The 16,992-nt window shown below is 63.7% G+C and carries 9 protein-coding genes and 4 pseudogenes; 6 read left to right on the top strand and 7 right to left on the bottom strand.

Going from position 1 to position 16,992, the window contains the following annotated elements; all coding sequences use genetic code 11:
* Nucleotides 1-1,158 precede the first annotated feature (1,158 nt).
* The 3 genes from ABT070_RS45100 to ABT070_RS45090 all read left to right on the top strand — a co-directional run bounded on the left by ABT070_RS45100 (nucleotide 1,159) and on the right by ABT070_RS45090 (nucleotide 4,335).
* A complete protein-coding gene (locus ABT070_RS45100) occupies nucleotides 1,159-2,046 on the top strand; it encodes a DUF6192 family protein (RefSeq protein WP_351769069.1) in 888 nt (295 codons plus the stop codon).
* Nucleotides 2,047-2,361: 315 nt separating this feature from the next.
* Nucleotides 2,362-3,069, top strand: a complete 708-nt coding sequence (locus ABT070_RS45095) for a transposase (RefSeq protein WP_451103062.1) — start codon at nucleotides 2,362-2,364, stop codon at nucleotides 3,067-3,069.
* A gap of 405 nt (nucleotides 3,070-3,474) precedes the next feature.
* On the top strand, nucleotides 3,475-4,335 hold the full coding sequence (locus ABT070_RS45090) for a hypothetical protein (protein ID WP_351769067.1): 861 nt from the start codon (nucleotides 3,475-3,477) through the stop codon (nucleotides 4,333-4,335).
* Between the two features lie 81 nt (nucleotides 4,336-4,416).
* Here the strand turns inward: ABT070_RS45090 and ABT070_RS45085 are convergent, their stop codons facing one another.
* Nucleotides 4,417-6,243, bottom strand: coding sequence for an IS481 family transposase (locus tag ABT070_RS45085; protein ID WP_451103064.1), 1,827 nt, complete (start codon nucleotides 6,241-6,243; stop codon nucleotides 4,417-4,419).
* Nucleotides 6,244-6,642: 399 nt separating this feature from the next.
* Here ABT070_RS45085 and ABT070_RS45080 point away from each other — a divergent pair, with 399 nt between their 5' ends.
* Together ABT070_RS45080 and ABT070_RS45075 are read left to right on the top strand one after the other, a co-directional pair.
* On the top strand, nucleotides 6,643-7,935 hold the full coding sequence (locus tag ABT070_RS45080; protein WP_351769071.1) for an IS256 family transposase: 1,293 nt from the start codon (nucleotides 6,643-6,645) through the stop codon (nucleotides 7,933-7,935).
* 185 nt (nucleotides 7,936-8,120) lie between these two features.
* Nucleotides 8,121-9,266 (top strand): potassium channel family protein, encoded by a 1,146-nt coding sequence (locus tag ABT070_RS45075; protein ID WP_451103066.1) that lies wholly within the window; start codon nucleotides 8,121-8,123, stop codon nucleotides 9,264-9,266.
* Nucleotides 9,267-9,394: 128 nt separating this feature from the next.
* Here ABT070_RS45075 and ABT070_RS45070 read toward each other — a convergent pair.
* The 6 genes and pseudogenes from ABT070_RS45070 to ABT070_RS45045 form a co-directional block, all read right to left on the bottom strand.
* Nucleotides 9,395-9,685, bottom strand: a pseudogene (locus tag ABT070_RS45070) (transposase); the annotation flags it as partial.
* A gap of 17 nt (nucleotides 9,686-9,702) precedes the next feature.
* A complete protein-coding gene (locus ABT070_RS45065) occupies nucleotides 9,703-10,794 on the bottom strand; it encodes an IS110 family RNA-guided transposase (RefSeq protein ID WP_351769061.1) in 1,092 nt (363 codons plus the stop codon).
* Between the two features lie 437 nt (nucleotides 10,795-11,231).
* Nucleotides 11,232-11,639 (bottom strand): transposase, encoded by a 408-nt coding sequence (locus tag ABT070_RS45060; protein WP_351769059.1) that lies wholly within the window; start codon nucleotides 11,637-11,639, stop codon nucleotides 11,232-11,234.
* Between the two features lie 40 nt (nucleotides 11,640-11,679).
* Nucleotides 11,680-11,856: pseudogene (locus ABT070_RS45055) on the bottom strand (winged helix-turn-helix domain-containing protein); the annotation flags it as partial.
* Nucleotides 11,857-12,221: 365 nt separating this feature from the next.
* Nucleotides 12,222-15,080, bottom strand: coding sequence for an AfsR/SARP family transcriptional regulator (locus ABT070_RS45050; protein WP_351769057.1), 2,859 nt, complete (start codon nucleotides 15,078-15,080; stop codon nucleotides 12,222-12,224).
* Between the two features lie 298 nt (nucleotides 15,081-15,378).
* A pseudogene (locus ABT070_RS45045) lies at nucleotides 15,379-16,185 on the bottom strand (transposase family protein).
* Nucleotides 16,186-16,537: 352 nt separating this feature from the next.
* Between ABT070_RS45045 and ABT070_RS45040 the strand changes: the two are divergent.
* Nucleotides 16,538-16,879 (top strand): annotated as a pseudogene (locus ABT070_RS45040) (IS5 family transposase); the annotation flags it as partial.
* Nucleotides 16,880-16,992: the final 113 nt, after the last annotated feature.

The raw sequence follows: 16,992 nt of genomic DNA, 5'->3' as shown, positions 1-16,992 counted from the left end.
CGCAGCGCGGTGGACTCACCGATACCCGAGGAAGCCCCCGTGACCAGCGCAACCTTGTTCGACATGACCTAATCCTCTGCTCGTGCCGGGCTCGACGCCCGAGCTGTAGTGATGGGTACGTCTCGCCTTCACACCGGCGCGCCTGGTACACGTCAACGCTGGCCGAACACGCGGTGAGATCGAGCATCGTCGCGCCATCAAGATAAGAGACTGTCGGTCTAAACGCAAGAGACTGACAGTCTGTAGATGGCAGGCGCGATGACCTTCCAGCGGACTGGGGGCGAGAACTACGCTCCGCGCGCAGGCAGCGCATCCTGCAGACCGCCGTATCGAGACTTGCCGAGATACCCGTCTCCACACAGGTAGGTAGCGATCGCGCGGCACCACGTAGTGGGTTCAAACAGCGCTCAACCTCAATACGGCGCTCGTAGTGCCTGCGGTTCGGCGAGCAGGCCAGTCCCAACAGCGGCTTGAGTACGCTATGCCGAAGCGGCTGCGAGTCGCGTGCGAGGGCGTGTCATCGCACGCTACACGAGCACCATGCACGCGTTGATGAGGCAGGAGTTTGTACCGCCGCTCACGTGCGCAAGTCGAGTGCGAAGGCAGAAGAGTTACCAGAGCGTGCGTGCCGGTGGTTTGAGTCGTCAACCGCCCGTCCCGGCGGCGAAGGGGTCTCATCCGTAGCCACACTCAAACTCACGGGACGCTGCCGCACTGCGGGCGCACACGGATACCAGGATGCCGCCCTAGGGGTGGGCGATGTCTTCACGCGGGTGTCAGCCTACGATGGCCGACAGCGGCACAAATTGACCGAAAGTGTGATCAATCGCAGACTTCGGGTGCTCACTCAGCAGCTCAACATGCTGCGGCGTCAGAAGCCGTGTCAGAACCGGTGATCTGTGACGTTCCGTAACTGAAGGGCTGTCAGTGGGGCTGGCCGGGGGTAGATGTTGAGGATGCTCAACAGGGTCTGGATTCGGTGATTTTGGCTCAGTATCTGATGATGTTGATGGTGTGAGGTGGAGTCTGGGCGCATCGCCGGGCCGAGGCTCCGCAGCCGACGCAGGACGCCGACGCTTCGGCCCGCGCCGGGTGGTGCGCCATGGCCCCAATGGTGGAGAGGTCGGGAAGGTCACGCGGAGCCGTTACGACGAGTTCGTGGCCGATTCTCTGGACATGGTGGAGGAGGACACCCGCTGCCAATTCGGGCTCGGGGACGCGGCTTTGGAACTGGAGCCGCTGCGCGGGCACGGCGGTCACCTGCCACTCGACGAGGGTGACCAGGGTGTGGAGGAGTCGTTTCGGTTATTCACTGACGAGATCGGGCTGTCCTTCTACACGGTCCGGACGCAGCGGTGGGTGGCCGCGCAGTGGCCTGTCGAGCACCGGCAGGCGGGGGTCTCCTGGGAGGTGCACCGGATTCTGGCGTCGGTTGCTGACCGGTTCGAGCTGATCCGGAACCCGCCGCTGAGCGAGCGCACCGGCCGGCGGCGGTGGAGTGCTGAGGTGGCCAAGAAGGTGGTGGGCTGGAAGACCGAAGAGGTCCAGGTCCCGGTCACTACCGAGGAGAAGGTCGAGGCGATTCGTGAGCTGGCGCGTGATGACGAGGCGGTGGCGGCGCAGGTGGCAACCGACTTCCTGCGCCGGCCAGAGGTGGCGTTCAGGGCGATGCGTGATGCTGAGGCCCGGGAGAACGTGAACGAGGCGCAGTTCGAGCAGGCCGGGCTGGAGGACGACGAGTTCGACGAGGAGTACGAGGACGCCTTCGGCGAGGAGGGCGAGTCGTTCGACGATCCGGCCCGCCTGGTTCACAGTTGGCGGAGGTCGATGGAGTTCACCGACCTGATCGCCGTCTGCCAGGGGTTCATCGCCGGGGCCGCCCGGCTGGTCCCGAAGCTGCGCGGGCACGAGTTCACCGACACCCAGACGAAGGTGTTGGAAAACCACTCGGAGAAGATCCGCGCGACGGCCGACTGGATCGAGACCGCGGCCGCGACCGGTCAGGTCGACCTCGACGAACAGCTCGCCCAGCTGCTACGGGGCTAGTAGTCATGGGGGCGGGTCTGCCCGCCCATGTCCACGGCCAGGCGGTATCCAAGGCTCTGCAGGAGGCACGGCCGGCGGGGCTGACGCTCGCGCAGTTGTGCCGGGCGACCAAACGCACGCCGTCGCAAGTCTGGGCGGGCTTGAGATTCTTGCGGAAGGTCGCGGTCAAGGAGGGCCTGCCCCCGGTGACCTACAGCAGGCGGGACGGCTTTGAGATGTCAGAGGAGGGCGAGGTCTGGATCTCCTACGAGCGGGCGATCTTCCAGGCGGAACTGCACCGGGTCACCAACTTCATCACCGGGATCGTCGCCCCTCATGCAAAGGTGGCGGGCGAGCGGAGACCTGGCCCGCATCTTTGCCGAGCTGCACCAGATGGTCCGCGTCCACGACGGCCTCAATCCCCGCACCGTAGCGGTGATCCTGGACTCCCAGTCCGTCAAGGGTGCCGCGACCGTGGGTCAGGACACCCGCGGCTTCGACGGCGGCAAGCTGATCAACGGCAGGAAGCGGCACCTGGCGGTCGACATGCGCGGCATGGCTCTGGCCGTGATGGTTACCAGAGCCTCGCCGCACGACAGCATCCCCGCCCGCGACCAACTGTTCTGCCTGCGCCTGCCCCACCCCGAAATCACCGCAGCCTGGGCCGACTCCGCCTATGGCGGGACCCTCGTCGACTGGTCCCACTCCTTCCTCGGCATCACGCTCAAGACGGTGCCCCGCCGCAAAGACCAGGACGGCTTCGCCGTCCTGGCGAAGCGGTGGCGTGTCGAGCGGGCGATCTCGTGGATCATGAGAGCCAGGAGAAACGTGCGCGACTACGAGCGTCTGATCTCCCACAGCGAGGCCCACATCACCTGGACCTTCATCACCCTCATGGTCCGCCGCCTCACCCGTCCTCCCCGGCCACCGCGCACCACGCCACACCCCGTCGAACCGATGAAAGCGGCTGCCAAGCCCAAGCCCATACGCCTCCGGATGCAGCAGCCACAGACGATCCGACTGGCCCAGGCCGCCTTGCGCTGATCCCGGCGATCAGCCGTTGGACCTCGCCGACGGCCGACCACTGAGCCTTTTCAGAGTGGCCACCGATCGGGTGACGTCGCTTCGGCAGCTCGGCCCGGCAAAGACAGCAACTGCCCTGCTTGGAGGCTTCGTCAACACACTCGGGACCCTCACTCGCCGGACGAGCGGCTGAAGAGGCTCACTGTCTTGCTCCTCCGTGTCCTCCACGTCACCAACGGCCCTGCCGGAAATGCAGTCCCTGCAGCATTTGGACAGCACGTTGGCCGTCAGCGCGTGGGGCCCGTCTGAATCCAGCCGATCACCGATTCGGCGTCGTCCTCCATCGGTTGCGCGATTACAGGCACTCGAAATCTTGAACTGCACGGATCAGCAACTCGTTGCATGGACGAAGGGATGATGCCTGTCATGACCGTACCGGTAGAACATGAAATGAATCGAGCACAACAGCAGCTGGGCAGAGTCTTCGGGCAGCTGCAGAAGCAGTTGAGGCAGCGCGAGGATTCGTTGGCACGGCGTAAGGCATGGACAGAGCTCCAACCGGAAGCGTCGCCGGACGAACACCTTGACCGGCTGCAGGTGCTGAGGAGCGAGCGGGAGCGGCAGCCGGGAATGCAGGAGCTGGCAGACAAGCTCTCGGGGCTTGGTGACCGGTTACTGGAGCGGCTGACACCATCAGATGCCCAGCTTGAGATGCAGCAGAGCCTCAGGAGCCAGTTACAAGAGGTAGGGCAGCGCGAGCGGTTCCAGCAGCAGAGGGAAGAGCTGATGGAACAGACCCTGCGCGAGGTCCTGACGGAGGTGGCGCAAGCACATCCCACGACAGCGCTTCAGCAGCGGATGCTGCAGGTCGCAGGAAAGGTTCAACTGCTCGCCGGCCAGATGCAGCATCCGAGATCTGTTTCCGCGCCAGTACCTGTATCTCCAGCCCAGGCTGCCGCGAGGAACATCACTGACCAGGAAACAGCACGGGTGGCTTCGCTGCGTTACGAGCAAGCACGCATTGAGGCTCGGCAAGACAAGACAGCTCAACATGAAGCCGTCACTATGGCCAAGGAGCTCGGCTACGATCCCTCACGACTGGCCGACGCAATCCAGAGCCACAGCGGTCTCGGCTCCGCTGTCGTTGCCGCAACGGCTTCCCTTCACCCGCTTGGAGCGGGAGGCAAGAGGTCTGCTTCGGCAGCGCCAGGACCACAAACGTCCGCTTCAGCGAATGCAGTTAAGACGCCTCCCGCCAAGGTAAGTAGTAGTCGCCGCTCACGCTGAGCACGACTCCGACATCCACTACAGAACGTCACAGATCACCGGTTCTGACACAGCTTCTCAGCTCAGTGTCGGTGTGAGGTCTCAGGACTTCCTTGACGGTTTGTCGTCAGGAGATCCTTGACGGTCCTTCTGGGTGCCCATGCCTTTGACGTAGAGCCTGGTGATCGGTCTGAGGTTCTTGCGGGGGCGGACAGCGAGTTCGTCCTCCCCGTGCAGGATCCGGTAGTGGGTGTCCTCGATGACCACGGTGACGATCTTTCCCGCATGCCGCGGGCCGAGCTTGATGAACTGGCCGTTGATCATGAAGCGGCCGCTCGCATGCACCTTGCGCTGGGCCCGGATAGCACCAGCAGGCAGGGGCGGAGGCGGCAGCGGGGAGGTTGCCGTCCGTGCCCCGTCGATCTGCCCCAGACGGTCGGCCGGAACGGGGCAGGGCCACGTTCCCATCAGGGCGTTGTCGGCGATGGCGTGCATGAGGTGTCCGTCGAGACGGAGGGTGATCGTGCGGCCGGCGAGGGCGAATCCGACCTGAGAGCGGCCGCCGGCCAGGCTGACAAGCCCGTCGCGATGGACCTTGCGGTCGACCTCGACGGGTTCGCCGGCGGCAAGAATGGCCGTGCCGCTGCGGGCCCTGGGCAGGGCGGCGGGTGCGGGCTCGGGACCAGCCGGGAGGGCGCCGTAGCGCATGGTCAGGTAGGCGAGATCCTCCGGCCGCAGCCGGGACGGGACCGTGGTGACGAGGTGCCCGTCGAGGAGGAAGTGGACGCTGCGGTGGTTCGCCCAGACCGTCAGCGTCCTGCCGGCCAATGCCTGGTGGATACCGACTCGCTGCCTGCCCGGCACCAGGGTGATCTCGCCGCTGGGAGGCACCCGCACCTCGAACTCGATCGCGGTGCCCTGCGGCGGCAGGACGGGCGGTTCGACGACCTCGACGAACAACTCCGGTTCCGGGCCGGCCTGTTCGGGATGCTGGTCATCGCGGCCGACGGCGGTGTGAGGCCGGAAGAGGCTGATGGGGGTGGCCATGTTCAGGGCCTGGTGCGGGCGCTGGTGATTGTATGCGTGCACCCAGCCGTCGATCGCTTCCTGGGCCGCGGCCAGCGACTCGAACGGCACGACGTGATCGAGGAACTCTTCGCGCAGGGTGCGGTGAAAGCGTTCGATCTTGCCTGTAGTGGTGGGTGAGCGCGGCTTGGTCAGCCGCTGGGTGATGCCGGTTTCCCGACAGATGCGCTCGAAGAGCACCTCCACCGGCTGGGGGCGAGTATGGCGGCCGGTGAACTGCTTGCCATTGTCCGTCAGGACCTCGAAGGGCACTCCGTAGCGGCGCATCGCGGCTGCGAAGGCCGAGCACACCGCGCGGGCGCTGGGCACAGCCACGACGGAGGCGATCACGACGAAGCGGGAGTGGTCGTCGATGCCTGTGACCATCTTGCACTCCCGGCCGTCGGCCAGCGGAACCCCGCCGACCAGGTCCATCTGCCACAGGTGCATGGGCGCCTCACGCTGCCACCGGCGGTATTTGCGCGGGTGCTGCTGTTCCTGGGTGCGGACCAGGCCGTTGCGGGACAGCACCCGGTGGACCGTGGCCCGCGACGGCGCCGACTCCATCCCGCGGCCCGCAAGTTCGTGGACGATCCGGCGGGCACCCCACCGGGGATGCCGGCGACGCAGCTCGCAGATCTCGGCTTCCACCTCGGCCGACAGGCGGGTGGGACTGTTCCGCGGGCGCCGGGAGCGGTCCAGCAGGCCGGGCATGCCCTCCTGCTCGAACAGCCGCCGCCAGCTGTGCAACGTCTGACGTGAGGTGCCGTACCGGGCGGCGACCTCACCGATTGGAGACCCGCCGAGGACCTCGCGGACAGCCCGGTAGCGGTACTCGGCCAGCTGCTGTACATCCACGACCACCGAGCGAAGCACCCTCGGCTTCAACGCGGGGCCGAAGTTGACGGACGTTCAGCCCAACGTGTCAACCATGTCCAGAGCACAAACGGTCAAGCATCTCCTGAGACCTCACACCGACAAGCTCAGATCCGCTGCTCCGACATGCCCGGTCGACCAGCAGCTGTTGCCACGGTTGGGTCTCACTGAACTCACCATTACCATCACACCGCATCGGAAAACTGCACCTCACTCGGGGAGAACCGGATGGCGTCCCGCGGAGTGGTGTAACGAATCTTGGCGGGGAAGTGCGCCGTTTCCGTGCCCTCGCGTGCATCGACTGCCGGTGAATGCTCCCTGAGAACGGGGCAGGCCAGCGTGCAACTGTCCTTGGGGAACTGCCAGTTCGGTCCAAGAGGGTGCCCGGTGGCCTTGTCCCAGCATGACCCACTTCGCCTGCTTGAGTCACTACGTTCGGCAGATGGTCTTGAACTCGTCCGTGAGGTCGCTGAGAGGCTGCTGCCGGAATTGATCGAGGCCGAGGCCACTGCTCGGATCGGTGCGGAGTGGGGCGAGAGGACCGACACCCGCACCACCTGGCGCAACGGGCACCGGGAGAAGACCGTGACCACGCAGGCCGGAGACCTGGAGCTGGCGATCCCGAAACTGCGGGCCGGCAGATTCTTCCCGAGCCTGCTCGAGCGTCGGCGCCGGATCGACCAGGCCCTCTACGCGGTCGTCATGGAGGCATACGTCCACGGTGTCTCCACCCGCTCGGTCGACGACCTGGTCAAAGCCCTCGGCTCGGACACCGGCATATCGAAGAGCGAGGTCTCCCGGATCTGCGCGGACCTCGGCGAACAACTCGACGCGTTCCGCACCCGGCCGCTGGATCACACCCGCTTCCCCTATGTCTATCTCGATGCCACCTACGTCAAGGCGCGCGTGAACCACCAGATCGTCTCCCAGGCCGTCGTCATCGCCACCAGCGTCACTGAGGACGGGGGCCGTGAGGTCCTGGGCGTCATGGTCGGCGACAGCGAAACCGAAGCGTTCTGGACCGAGTTCCTGCGCTCATTACGGGAACGCGGCCTGACCGGTGCCCGTCTCGTCATCTCCGACAGCCACAGCGGTTTGGTCAAGGCCATCCGCAAGGTCATGCTCGGCGCCGCCTGGCAGCGCTGTCGTGTCCACTTCGTCCGCAACGTCTTCTCGGTGATCCCGAAGGGAGCCGCGGAGATGGTCGCCGCGACGATCCGCACGCTCTTCGCCCAGCCCACCGCCGAAGCGGTCCGCGTCCACCTCGACACCGTCGCGGACACGCTCGGCGAGCAGTTCCCCAAGGGCAAAGAGATGCTTCTCGACGCGAAGGAGGACCTGACCGCGTTCGCGGACTTCCCCCACCAGGACTGGAAGAAGATCCAGTCAACCAACCCGCTCGAGCGACTGAACCGGGAGATCAAACGCCGTTCCGACGTCGTCCAGGTCTTCCCGAACACCGACGCCGTCGACCGGCTCGCCACCGCCGTCCTCGTCGAGCTCCACGACGAGTGGATCGCCTTCCCCCGCCGCTACCTCCATCGAGAGCATGGACAGCCTCTATCCGGACAACGCCACCCGCCTGCCCTGCATCACCGAATGATCAGCTACACCACACCAAGGGACACGACCGAGAACCGCTTGGCCCCCATCAGGCCACCCGCTGAAATCACCTGCTGATGCCCTGCAAGCACACGGACCACCCACTGGTACGGGGGCACCTTCAAGGTCAGCTTTTACCGCGGGCGCGCTGATGAACTGTTCCTGGCCCTGCTTCGTTGTATGGATCGAATGGATGAATGAAAGCAGTAGGCGAAGAAGCGTTTTAGGATCGAAAGAAGGCAAGACCGCAAGTGGAGCACCATATATGGCACAGAGCGAGAGCTCAGCTACCGCATCCGCACCCAACAGCTGTTTCGGCGCGTTTGCGCCTGGCTAAGCGGCGATCGCCAAAGTCTCTTGAGCAGGTTTGTCGTCGACTCTTCGGAGCATTTTCAGTACTGTTACTGACAGTACTCATTGTATATGTAGGCCGTGAAGGATACTACGACGCGGCAGACAATAGAGTCGGACTGCTGGATTCCCTGTATTATGCAACCGTTAGTCTTTCCACAACGGGCTACGGAGATATAGTTCCGCGGAGTGATTCTGCACGCCTAGTTAACATTTTGACCATTACTCCGTTGCGGATTATCTTCCTCATCATTCTAGTCGGGACCACCCTGGAGGCACTTACTGAGCGCACCCGCGAAGAGTGGCGCCTAACACGTTGGAGGTCAAAATTGCAGCATCACACCGTTGTCGTCGGCTATGGCACCAAAGGCCGATCCGCGCTACAGACTTTGTGCACCACAGGCCTCAGGGCGGAAAATGTAGTTATCATTGACCCGAATCCTCACGCTACCGACACCGCAATTTCTGATGGATATGCAGCCTTGACGGGCGATGCGACACGTAGCGAAGTGCTCGTTCGCGCGGAAATGCACCGCGCTAAGCAAATAATCATCGCCACTCACCACGACGAAACGGCAACTCTTATCACCCTGAGCGCACGGCAACTCAATCCCCATGCGAAGATTATCGCGGCAGTGCGAGAAGAGGAGAACGCCTCTCTTCTTCGACAGTCTGGCGCGGACGCAGTTATCACCAGTGCCAGCGCAGCGGGACGGCTGCTAGGGCTGTCATGTATAAGCCCTAGTGCTGGCGCTGTCATTGACGATCTAATTCAGCAAGGCACTGGACTCGAGCTCATAGAGCGCCCGGTAGCAATGCACGAAGTCGGTAGGAACATTAGGGATGTTGCGGAAATTGTTGTTTCCGTCCTACGCAACTCCCAACTAATATCCTACGACCATCCAGACGCAAGTCCGCTCCGGTCATCCGATGGATTGATAACCATCGCGCGCGCGAAGTTTGGTGAAATGGCGCAGCGCCAAGAAAAGAAATCGCGCGAGCCCCGGACTCCCTCCACAGCCGCAGCAGGCCTCCGCGAGGGCATATTGTGGCAGTAGGCTGTCAACCCATACAGGCACACCATGCGAATAAATTACCAACTTCCCCCACGGGGGCGAAGTTGGCGCTTTCGGGTGTAAGGCTTGAAATATGAGCTGATTCCGGCGGGTGAAAAGTAACCTCCCTGTTACTGAGATTGAACTCGGGTTGTCGTGGGGGTGAGTGACAGCCCGGTTCCGGCCAGGCATCCGTCGATCAGGTCGGGCCGGTAATGGATCGCTCTCGGACCGCGGCGGATGGTCTGGATCAGGTGCTCCGGCGTGGTGAAGGCAGTGTTGGACAGCCAGCCGCGCCGCAGCAGGGACCAGATGCCCTCCACCGGGCTGAGGTCCGGCGCGTAGGACGGCAGTTGGTAGACGGTCAGCCAGTCCCGCCCGGCGATGAACTGCCACATCCCGGCGGTGAGGTGGACGTTGAGGATGCCCCTGTGTTGCGTCAAGCGGCAGCAGATGCGGCGCCAAGAGCTGGCGTCCGCTGGATCTGACCGCAGATCTCGCGAGCAACGTAGCGTTTGAGGGAACGGATGATCTCGCGTTTCGACATGCCTTCCTTGGTGCGTCGTTCGAGGTAGAGACGTGTGCGGGTGTCACGGCGAAGGCGAGTAATGACGATGCGGTAGAGGGCAGCGTTGGCCTGCCGGTTTCCTCCGCGGTTCAGCCTCCGTCGCTGCGTCTTTCCAGAGGACTGCTCGACTGGGCTGACGCCGCATAGAGCGGCGAACGATGCTTCGCTGGTCATCCGTTCTGGATTGTCGCCGGCGGCGATCAACAGGGCAGCGGCGCTGTGAGGTCCAACCCCGATGATCTCCAAGAGTTCCGGCCGGCAACGACGAACGGCCTTGGTGACCCGGCAGGCGAGTTCCTTCACCTCAGAGGTCAGCTGCTGGATGCGCCGGGCCAGCAGCCGGAGCGTGAAGACGGCGGCGTTGCCAGTGTCGGGCAGATCGGCGCAAGCGGCGATCAGGGCCGTGTTGCTGAGGTCCGACATTGCCTCGCGCAGCACGGGATCGACCCCGAGGAGTACGGCCTTGATCTGGTTCTTCGCCTGCGTGCGAGCCTTGACAGCCGATTCCTTCGCCAGCCGCAGTACGCGCATGTCGGCGGCCGGGCCCTCGCCGGTTTTGGGCGTGGCGTCAGCGCGCCCGGACAAAACGGCGCGGGCCGCGGCCTCCGCATCGACGGCATCGGTCTTGCCGTGCTTGCGGCGCAGGGCGCGGTCGGGCTGGTTGACCTCGACGACGCATATGCTCTCCCGGCTCAGGAAGCGTGCCAGAGCCGCTCCGAAGGAACCGGTGCACTCCACGCCGACTCGGCGCAGGACGCCGAAAGAGCGTGCCCAGGAAAGGAGTTGGCGATAGCCGACAGCGGTGACCGGGAACTCCTGGTGGGCCAGGAGCACCCCGAGCACGGTGACCACGGCGGCGACATGCACGTCCTTATGGGTGTCGACCCCCAGGATCACGTCCTCCGCCAGCGGTTCTTCGGACTGTGCGGACAGAGTCGGCTGGGGCAGGCTGGTGACGGTCACGCGGCTCCTCGATCGACGCGGGCTGATGGCCGACGTCGGGCCGGTGAGCGGTCAGAACTGTGACGGTGCCCTGTGTGGCAAGGCCCCTATCGGGACACGCCCGCCGCCCCGGACCACGGGCCGACAGATCCTGAACAAGGCAACCTGGGACAGTTGTCTCACGGGCCAGACCCTGGCCCCGGACGGCGCACCTTGAGTCTCACAGTTGTCCCAGATGAGGACGATCGGGCCGCCGAGCTGCTGGTGGGCGGTGACTACTGATCTTTTCGTAGGTTCGGTGGGCGTGCTGGGTGGATGGTCAGGCCGGTGTAGGCGAGAAAGGACCATGGCAGTTGTGGGTTGTGGTTCATGCGGTCGATGCCTTGTTCGGTGGCGTCGGCGACATCGGCGAGGTGGTCGCCGGCGAGGTTGGCGAGTTCACGCTTCTTGAGCGAGGATCACAGCAGTTCCACGGGGTTCAGCTCGGGAGCGTAGGCGGGTAATCGCTCCAGAGTGAGCCAGTCCTGCTCGGCGACCCAGGCGCGCATCGCCCGGCTCCAATGGGCCGACAGGCCGTCCCAGACCAGCGCCACGTGCTCGCCGCGGTAGAACGCCTTTATCCGCTCGAGGACTTCGATGAGGGCGGTGGTGTCGTAGCTGCCGGGCTTGAGGTGAAAGCACAGACGGGCCCCTCGTTCGGGATCGGTGGAGTGGTATCCCAGTGCCCCGGCCATCGGCGCCCGCTTCCAGCTCAGGCGGTGCCGCAGCAGCGGGGTCCGGCCCCGGGGTGCGTAGGTGCGGCGGATCTGAGGGAGCAGGGAGACACCTGATTCGTCGAGGAAGACGATCCAGGCACGTGTGTTCACGGCCCCTTTTTTTGATGCGCGGCCACTCGTGTGCGATCCAGCGGGCGATCTCGGACTCGTCCCGCTCGACCGCCCTGCGCTCGGGACGTTGCAGACTCCATCCGAGTCGGCCGGTCAGCAGCCGCCACACCGACGCCCCTCGACAACGCCACCCCCGATATCCTCCCCACGACAGCGCCGACTCGCTCCAGGGTCCACAGGTCGGCCTCGAAACCATGAGCCTGAGCTCCTCGCGCCAACGCGGCCCGGACGGGCTCAACCTGGGCGTCGTCCAGCTTGGGCGGGCGACCGGTGGCCGCACGCCGTCGCAGGGCCGAAACGCCGCCTTCCTCTCACACTCGACGCCAACGCCGCACACTCTCGGCACACACACCCACCGCCCGAACACGCCGTGCCTTCGCCAACTGAGGCCGCGACAAAGGAGGAAGAGACGAGCCGGCAGCCGAAAGCGAGGACTGATAAGCCACCCCGAAAGCCTCCCACTCGCAAAGCCAGCACACCCACGGAACTCACGAATAAATCAGTAAGAATTGAACTTTTAGCATGGTGGTGCCCCAGCCAGCGCAGAACTGCCGTGGTGGGTCAACGTGGCGACCTGAGTTCGAGCAGCTTGGTCCGTACACCTTCAGCATCCGGGTGACCGAGCAAGTCCATAGTGTTGAGTCCCTCAGTCCAGGCGGCGCGCGCCAAGCTCAGTTGGCCGGCACCGAGATAAGCATCGCCCAGGCGTTCGAAGGTACTTACGGCGTGCCAGGGAGGGCTGCCGTATTGCTGGTCGAGCGCTATAGCGTTGAGATAGTTAGTGACAGCTTTGTCATAATGTCCGAGACAATGGTGGGCATATCCGATGCTGTCCCATGTGTTCGCTGCATTGGCGTAGTCCTTGAGTTTTTCGAAGAGGGCCAGGGCTTCCCAGCAGTAGTTGAGGGCTCGTTGGTGCTGTCCGAGTTGGGTGAGAAACCAGCCGACCGTGTTGAGGGCGGAAGCTGTGGCTACTTGATTGCGGGCGTCATCGCCGTGGAGAACAGCCGACTCACGGGATAGACTGAGTGCCTGCTGCGCGGCCCCCAGCGCTGCATCGAGGTCGCCCAGCTGTTCCAGTGCCGAAGCCAACGCGCGATAGCTTTCAGCCCGCGCCCTGATATCACCGGTTTCAGTGAACAGCTCGATGGCGTGCTCAGCATGAGTCACTGCGTCGTCGAGGCGACCAAGCCCTATCATTGTCTTGCCGAGGCCACGGTGGGCATAAGCTAGGGCGGTGCGGCTGTCCAATCGGCACGCAGCATCCATGGCATAGCGGTGCACAGTCTCTTCTTCTCGCCACATGCCACGGCCATGCAGATGGTTGGCCATACTCCAGGCTAATTGCCATGTGTGAGAGTCCTGCTTGTGCACGACGGATTCTCTGAGGACTGCCATCAGGACCGTCAGTTCGGCGATGAACCACGCTCTAGCCTTCTTCTCATCTCCGTTCAGCTCCTCAACGCGCACTCCTTGCGCAGGAGGCGGCAGAGAGATCAGCGGACGCCCCAGGGACGTCAGCATGTCGGCATCTCTTGCAGTGTGAAGGTAGTGGTCGAGCATCCGAGTCCGTGCGGTTTGAATCGCTGATTTGGAATCAATAGAGTTAACCAGCTCCATGGCGTAGGGACGAACCAGGTCGTGGAATGTGTATCGGCCGGGAACCGATTCGACCAGCAAATGAAACTGGGTGAGATCCAGCAGGAGTTGCTTCGTCCGGGCAAGCGTGAGATTGGCCAGGCTGACTGCTGCCGGGAGGCTTATATCAGGCCCGGGGTGCAATGAAAGCATGCGGAACAACCGGCTTGCCTCTGGGTCCAAAGCCTGATAGGACCACGAAAACACAGCACGCACATCAGCGACGTCATCTCCACCGTTGAACACGTCCAAACCATTGGCACTAGCCTGGAGTTCATCGGCTATTGCTGACAGCGGAAAAGAGGGACGTGTGGCCGCGCGGGACGCAATGATCGCCAACGCCAGAGGCAGCCGAGCACACCGAGCCACGATATCCGAGACTGCGTCGGGCTCAACCGCTACACGATGTTCCCCGAGACGGCGGACGAGTAGTGCTCGAGCCTCCGCCGCAGGGAGCACATCGAGGTTCAGTGGGGCTGCGCCGTCCACAGCAACCAGCCCGGGAAGCTGGTTACGACTGGTCACAATAACCACGCAGCCGTCCGCCCCTGGCAGTAGCGGCCTTACCTGGGCCGCGTCACGAGCATTGTCCAACAGGACCAGCACACGCTTGCCGGTAAGCAGGGTTCGGTAGCGGCCCGTCAACGCGTCCATGTCCCTCGGCAGTCCATGAGGATCAGCGCCCAGCGACTCCAAGAGCATCCGCAGCGCATGCTCCGTACGCATAGGCGTACCACCTGGGTCGAAACCTCTCAGATTCAAAAATAACTGGCCGTCAGGAAAACGGTCAGCAATCTGACGCGCCCAGTACACCGCGAAGGTGGTCTTCCCCACACCCGCCATACCCGAAATAGCATACACTGCTGCCGAACAAGCGAGGGAGATCTGGGAAATACTTCCCAGATCAGAATCCCGGCCGACGAATCCGATCGGACTCGGAGGCAGTTGCGCCGGCGCAGGAGACACCGAAACAGGGACTATCTGGACCGGCGCTGAAGGCACAGGATTTACCGAGCAGAGGAGTTCATTGTCCGCACGCAGAATTCGATGGTACAACACCTGAAGTTCCTGACCGGGATCGACACCCAGATCCTCCGCGAGCAAACCCTGCGTCTCCCGATAGGCTTCGAGGGCTGCCGCCTGCCTGCCCGATCGATACAAAGCCAACATCAGCACCGCCCTGAAACGCTCATCCAACGGATGAGCAGATATCAGCCTGTTCAGCTCCGCAACTACCCCCTCATGCGCGCCGAGATCAGTCTCGAGCCTGAGACAAGAAGCCTCCGCCGACAGACGCAACTCCCCCAGCCAATGCCTCTGAACCTCCGCATACTCGCCTCGAATATCAGCCAAGGCCGGGCCCTGCCACAGCTTGAGAGCATCACGAAAATACTTAACCGCTTCATCTGTTTTCCCCGCAAGCCGGGCCTGATCAGCGAGAGCTGACAGCTCCCGGAAAACATTGAGATCCAACACACTTCCTGAAACACGAAGCAGGTAACCACCCCCGACAGAACGGATCACGGACGTCTCAGCCGTCGCGTCAGGCTCCAAAGCTTTCCGCAGATAATGAATATATGTCCGCAGCACAGCAATACCAGAAACTGGTTGCTTAACCCCCCACAGAGCATCAACAAGTTCATTTTTCGAAACCGGCAAGCCCCCAGCCAGCAACAGAGCCGACAACACCACACGCTGCTGCGGCGACCCCAGCTCAACCTCTTCCGAACCTCGCCACGCCCTGACCGGCCCCAAGACAGCGAACCGCAACTCCTCCCCCAACGACCCGCCCTCCTCGAATAAGGCCCTGTCACTGACGACAGGCGGTGCCACCTTCCTGCCACCCCCGCGAGTGACCTGAAGTCTAATACGACAACACGATTTCGACGTTCCTTCAATGCACGAGAAGGCATGACAGCAGGTCAGACAGACGCGGCCAGAGGAAGCCCGGTGATGCCTGCTTCCAGGAGGGACCGCCAATGTTGCATGAGCATGCCGGGCGGATGCATCACACGTCGACACCGAAACCCATCGTCCGTCAAACGGTTCATGCGACTTGGCGTGCGTCACTGAACCTCTTTCATCCTCCGTATCCGCAGATCAGGAGGGTGTGGACGGCGGCGACGATGCGTCCGATGCGGTTGGTCGAGCATCGGGCTCGACGATGGAGGCGCCAGGTTTTCAGCTGTGCGAAGGCGCGTTCGCCAGGGGCGCGTAGTCGGGAGTGGTCCCGGTTGTACTGCTGGTAGTGCTCGGGCTGTTCGTGGTGGTGGTAGTAGGGGGTACGGACGGTGGGCCGGCGCCCTGGTAGGCGCGGTCGGCCGGGACGAGGATCTGTCGCGTGTGGCAGTTCTCGATCACGCCGTGAGCACGGGCGCCGGTCAGGTGGTCGTGAGTGCGTCCGGGCAGGGCCCGCGAGAACCACAGGGGTGTGCCGTCGGGTGCGGCGACGACCTGCACGTTCATGCCGTGCTTCTTGTGCTTCTGGGAGTAGTACGGCTCGTCCGCCTTGACCCGGTCGGTGGGGATCAGAGTGCCGTCCAGGATCACGAAATTATCCTCGCCTCGGCCGGTCAGGGCCTCGCGCAGGCCGGGCGCCCAGGCGGCGAGGACGTCGACCGCCTCGTCCACGTACCGCCAGGCCGTCGCTTCGGAGACGCCGAACCCGGCGCTGAAGTGGGCGAGCGTCTCGTTCTTGCGCAGGTGGGCAAGGGCGATTTGTGCCTGACGCAAACAGCTCAACTTGCGCCGGCGAGTGCGGCGTTCACACCTTCGGACGTAGATGAGCCATGAGACACGCTCGACCAGCTCGTGCCGGACATCGAGCGTGGAAGGATACGGAACCAACGAAGCCCCCGGCCGTCGGCGTGTTGAGTGAGATCACCACACCAACGAGGAGGGGCTTCGCCACGTCACCGCCCCTGACCAGCCTGGTTCACCCGACAGCCCAAGATGAAAGAGGCTCACTAAGCTCTGCGCCAGCAAGCCGAAGCAGATACCGTCGAATGGAACGGCCAGGCGGATGCGGAGCCTTGCGCGGGCTGGACGGTGTCGCGCTGCCCGGCCCGCACCGCCGTGCTGGCCCCCGTCGCCGACCCGCGGCTCCTGGACAGCCCCCTCGCCGCTCTGCCCGTGCTCCAGTCGTCGCCAGCAAATCTGCCCGAGGCCGAACCCTAGCTCTAGGCGCTGTTTCTCGGATCTCCTGACGGGCGTGGGGTGTTGGGGCCAGGCTGGTCGATATGGGACGCGGAGACCTCACGAATGCGGAGTGGGACCGGCTGGAGTCGTTCTTACCTCCGGGTGGTGCGCGTGGAGGTCGGTGGAGTGATCACCGCCAGGTGATCAACGGGGTGCTGTACCGGGTGCGGACGGGGGTGCAGTGGCGGGATCTGCCGGAGCGGTTCGGTCCGTGGGAGACGGTCTATAAGCGTCATCGCCGCTGGTCAGCGGATGGAACCTGGGCAATGTTGCTGTCGAAGGTGCAGTCGGCCGAGGACGCGGCAGGCCGTATCGACTGGGACGTTTTGGTGGACTCCACAGCGGTGCGAGCTCACCAGCACGCCGCGGCGCCCGGAGAGCGCCTGCGGCCGGGGTTTCTCAAAAGGTGCCTCTATGGTTTTCGTCAAGCCGTAGCGGGTGTGGGTGGTTGGTAGAAGGTGCCGTCGCGGAGCATGGCGAAGAGGACGTCGATGCG

Origin of the sequence: Streptomyces sp. NPDC002884 (genome assembly GCF_040295245.1) — a bacterium.
Lineage (GTDB): Bacteria > Actinomycetota > Actinomycetes > Streptomycetales > Streptomycetaceae > Streptomyces.
Note: the sequence above shows the minus strand (reverse complement) of the source record. Positions and strands in the feature narration are given on the sequence as shown.

Coding starts and splice junctions, on each gene's coding strand:
- ABT070_RS45090 (WP_351769067.1), top strand. CDS start 3,475: ATGACCGTACCGGTAGAACATGAAATGAATCGAGCACAACAGCAGCTG.
- ABT070_RS45095 (WP_451103062.1), top strand. CDS start 2,362: ATGCAAAGGTGGCGGGCGAGCGGAGACCTGGCCCGCATCTTTGCCGAG.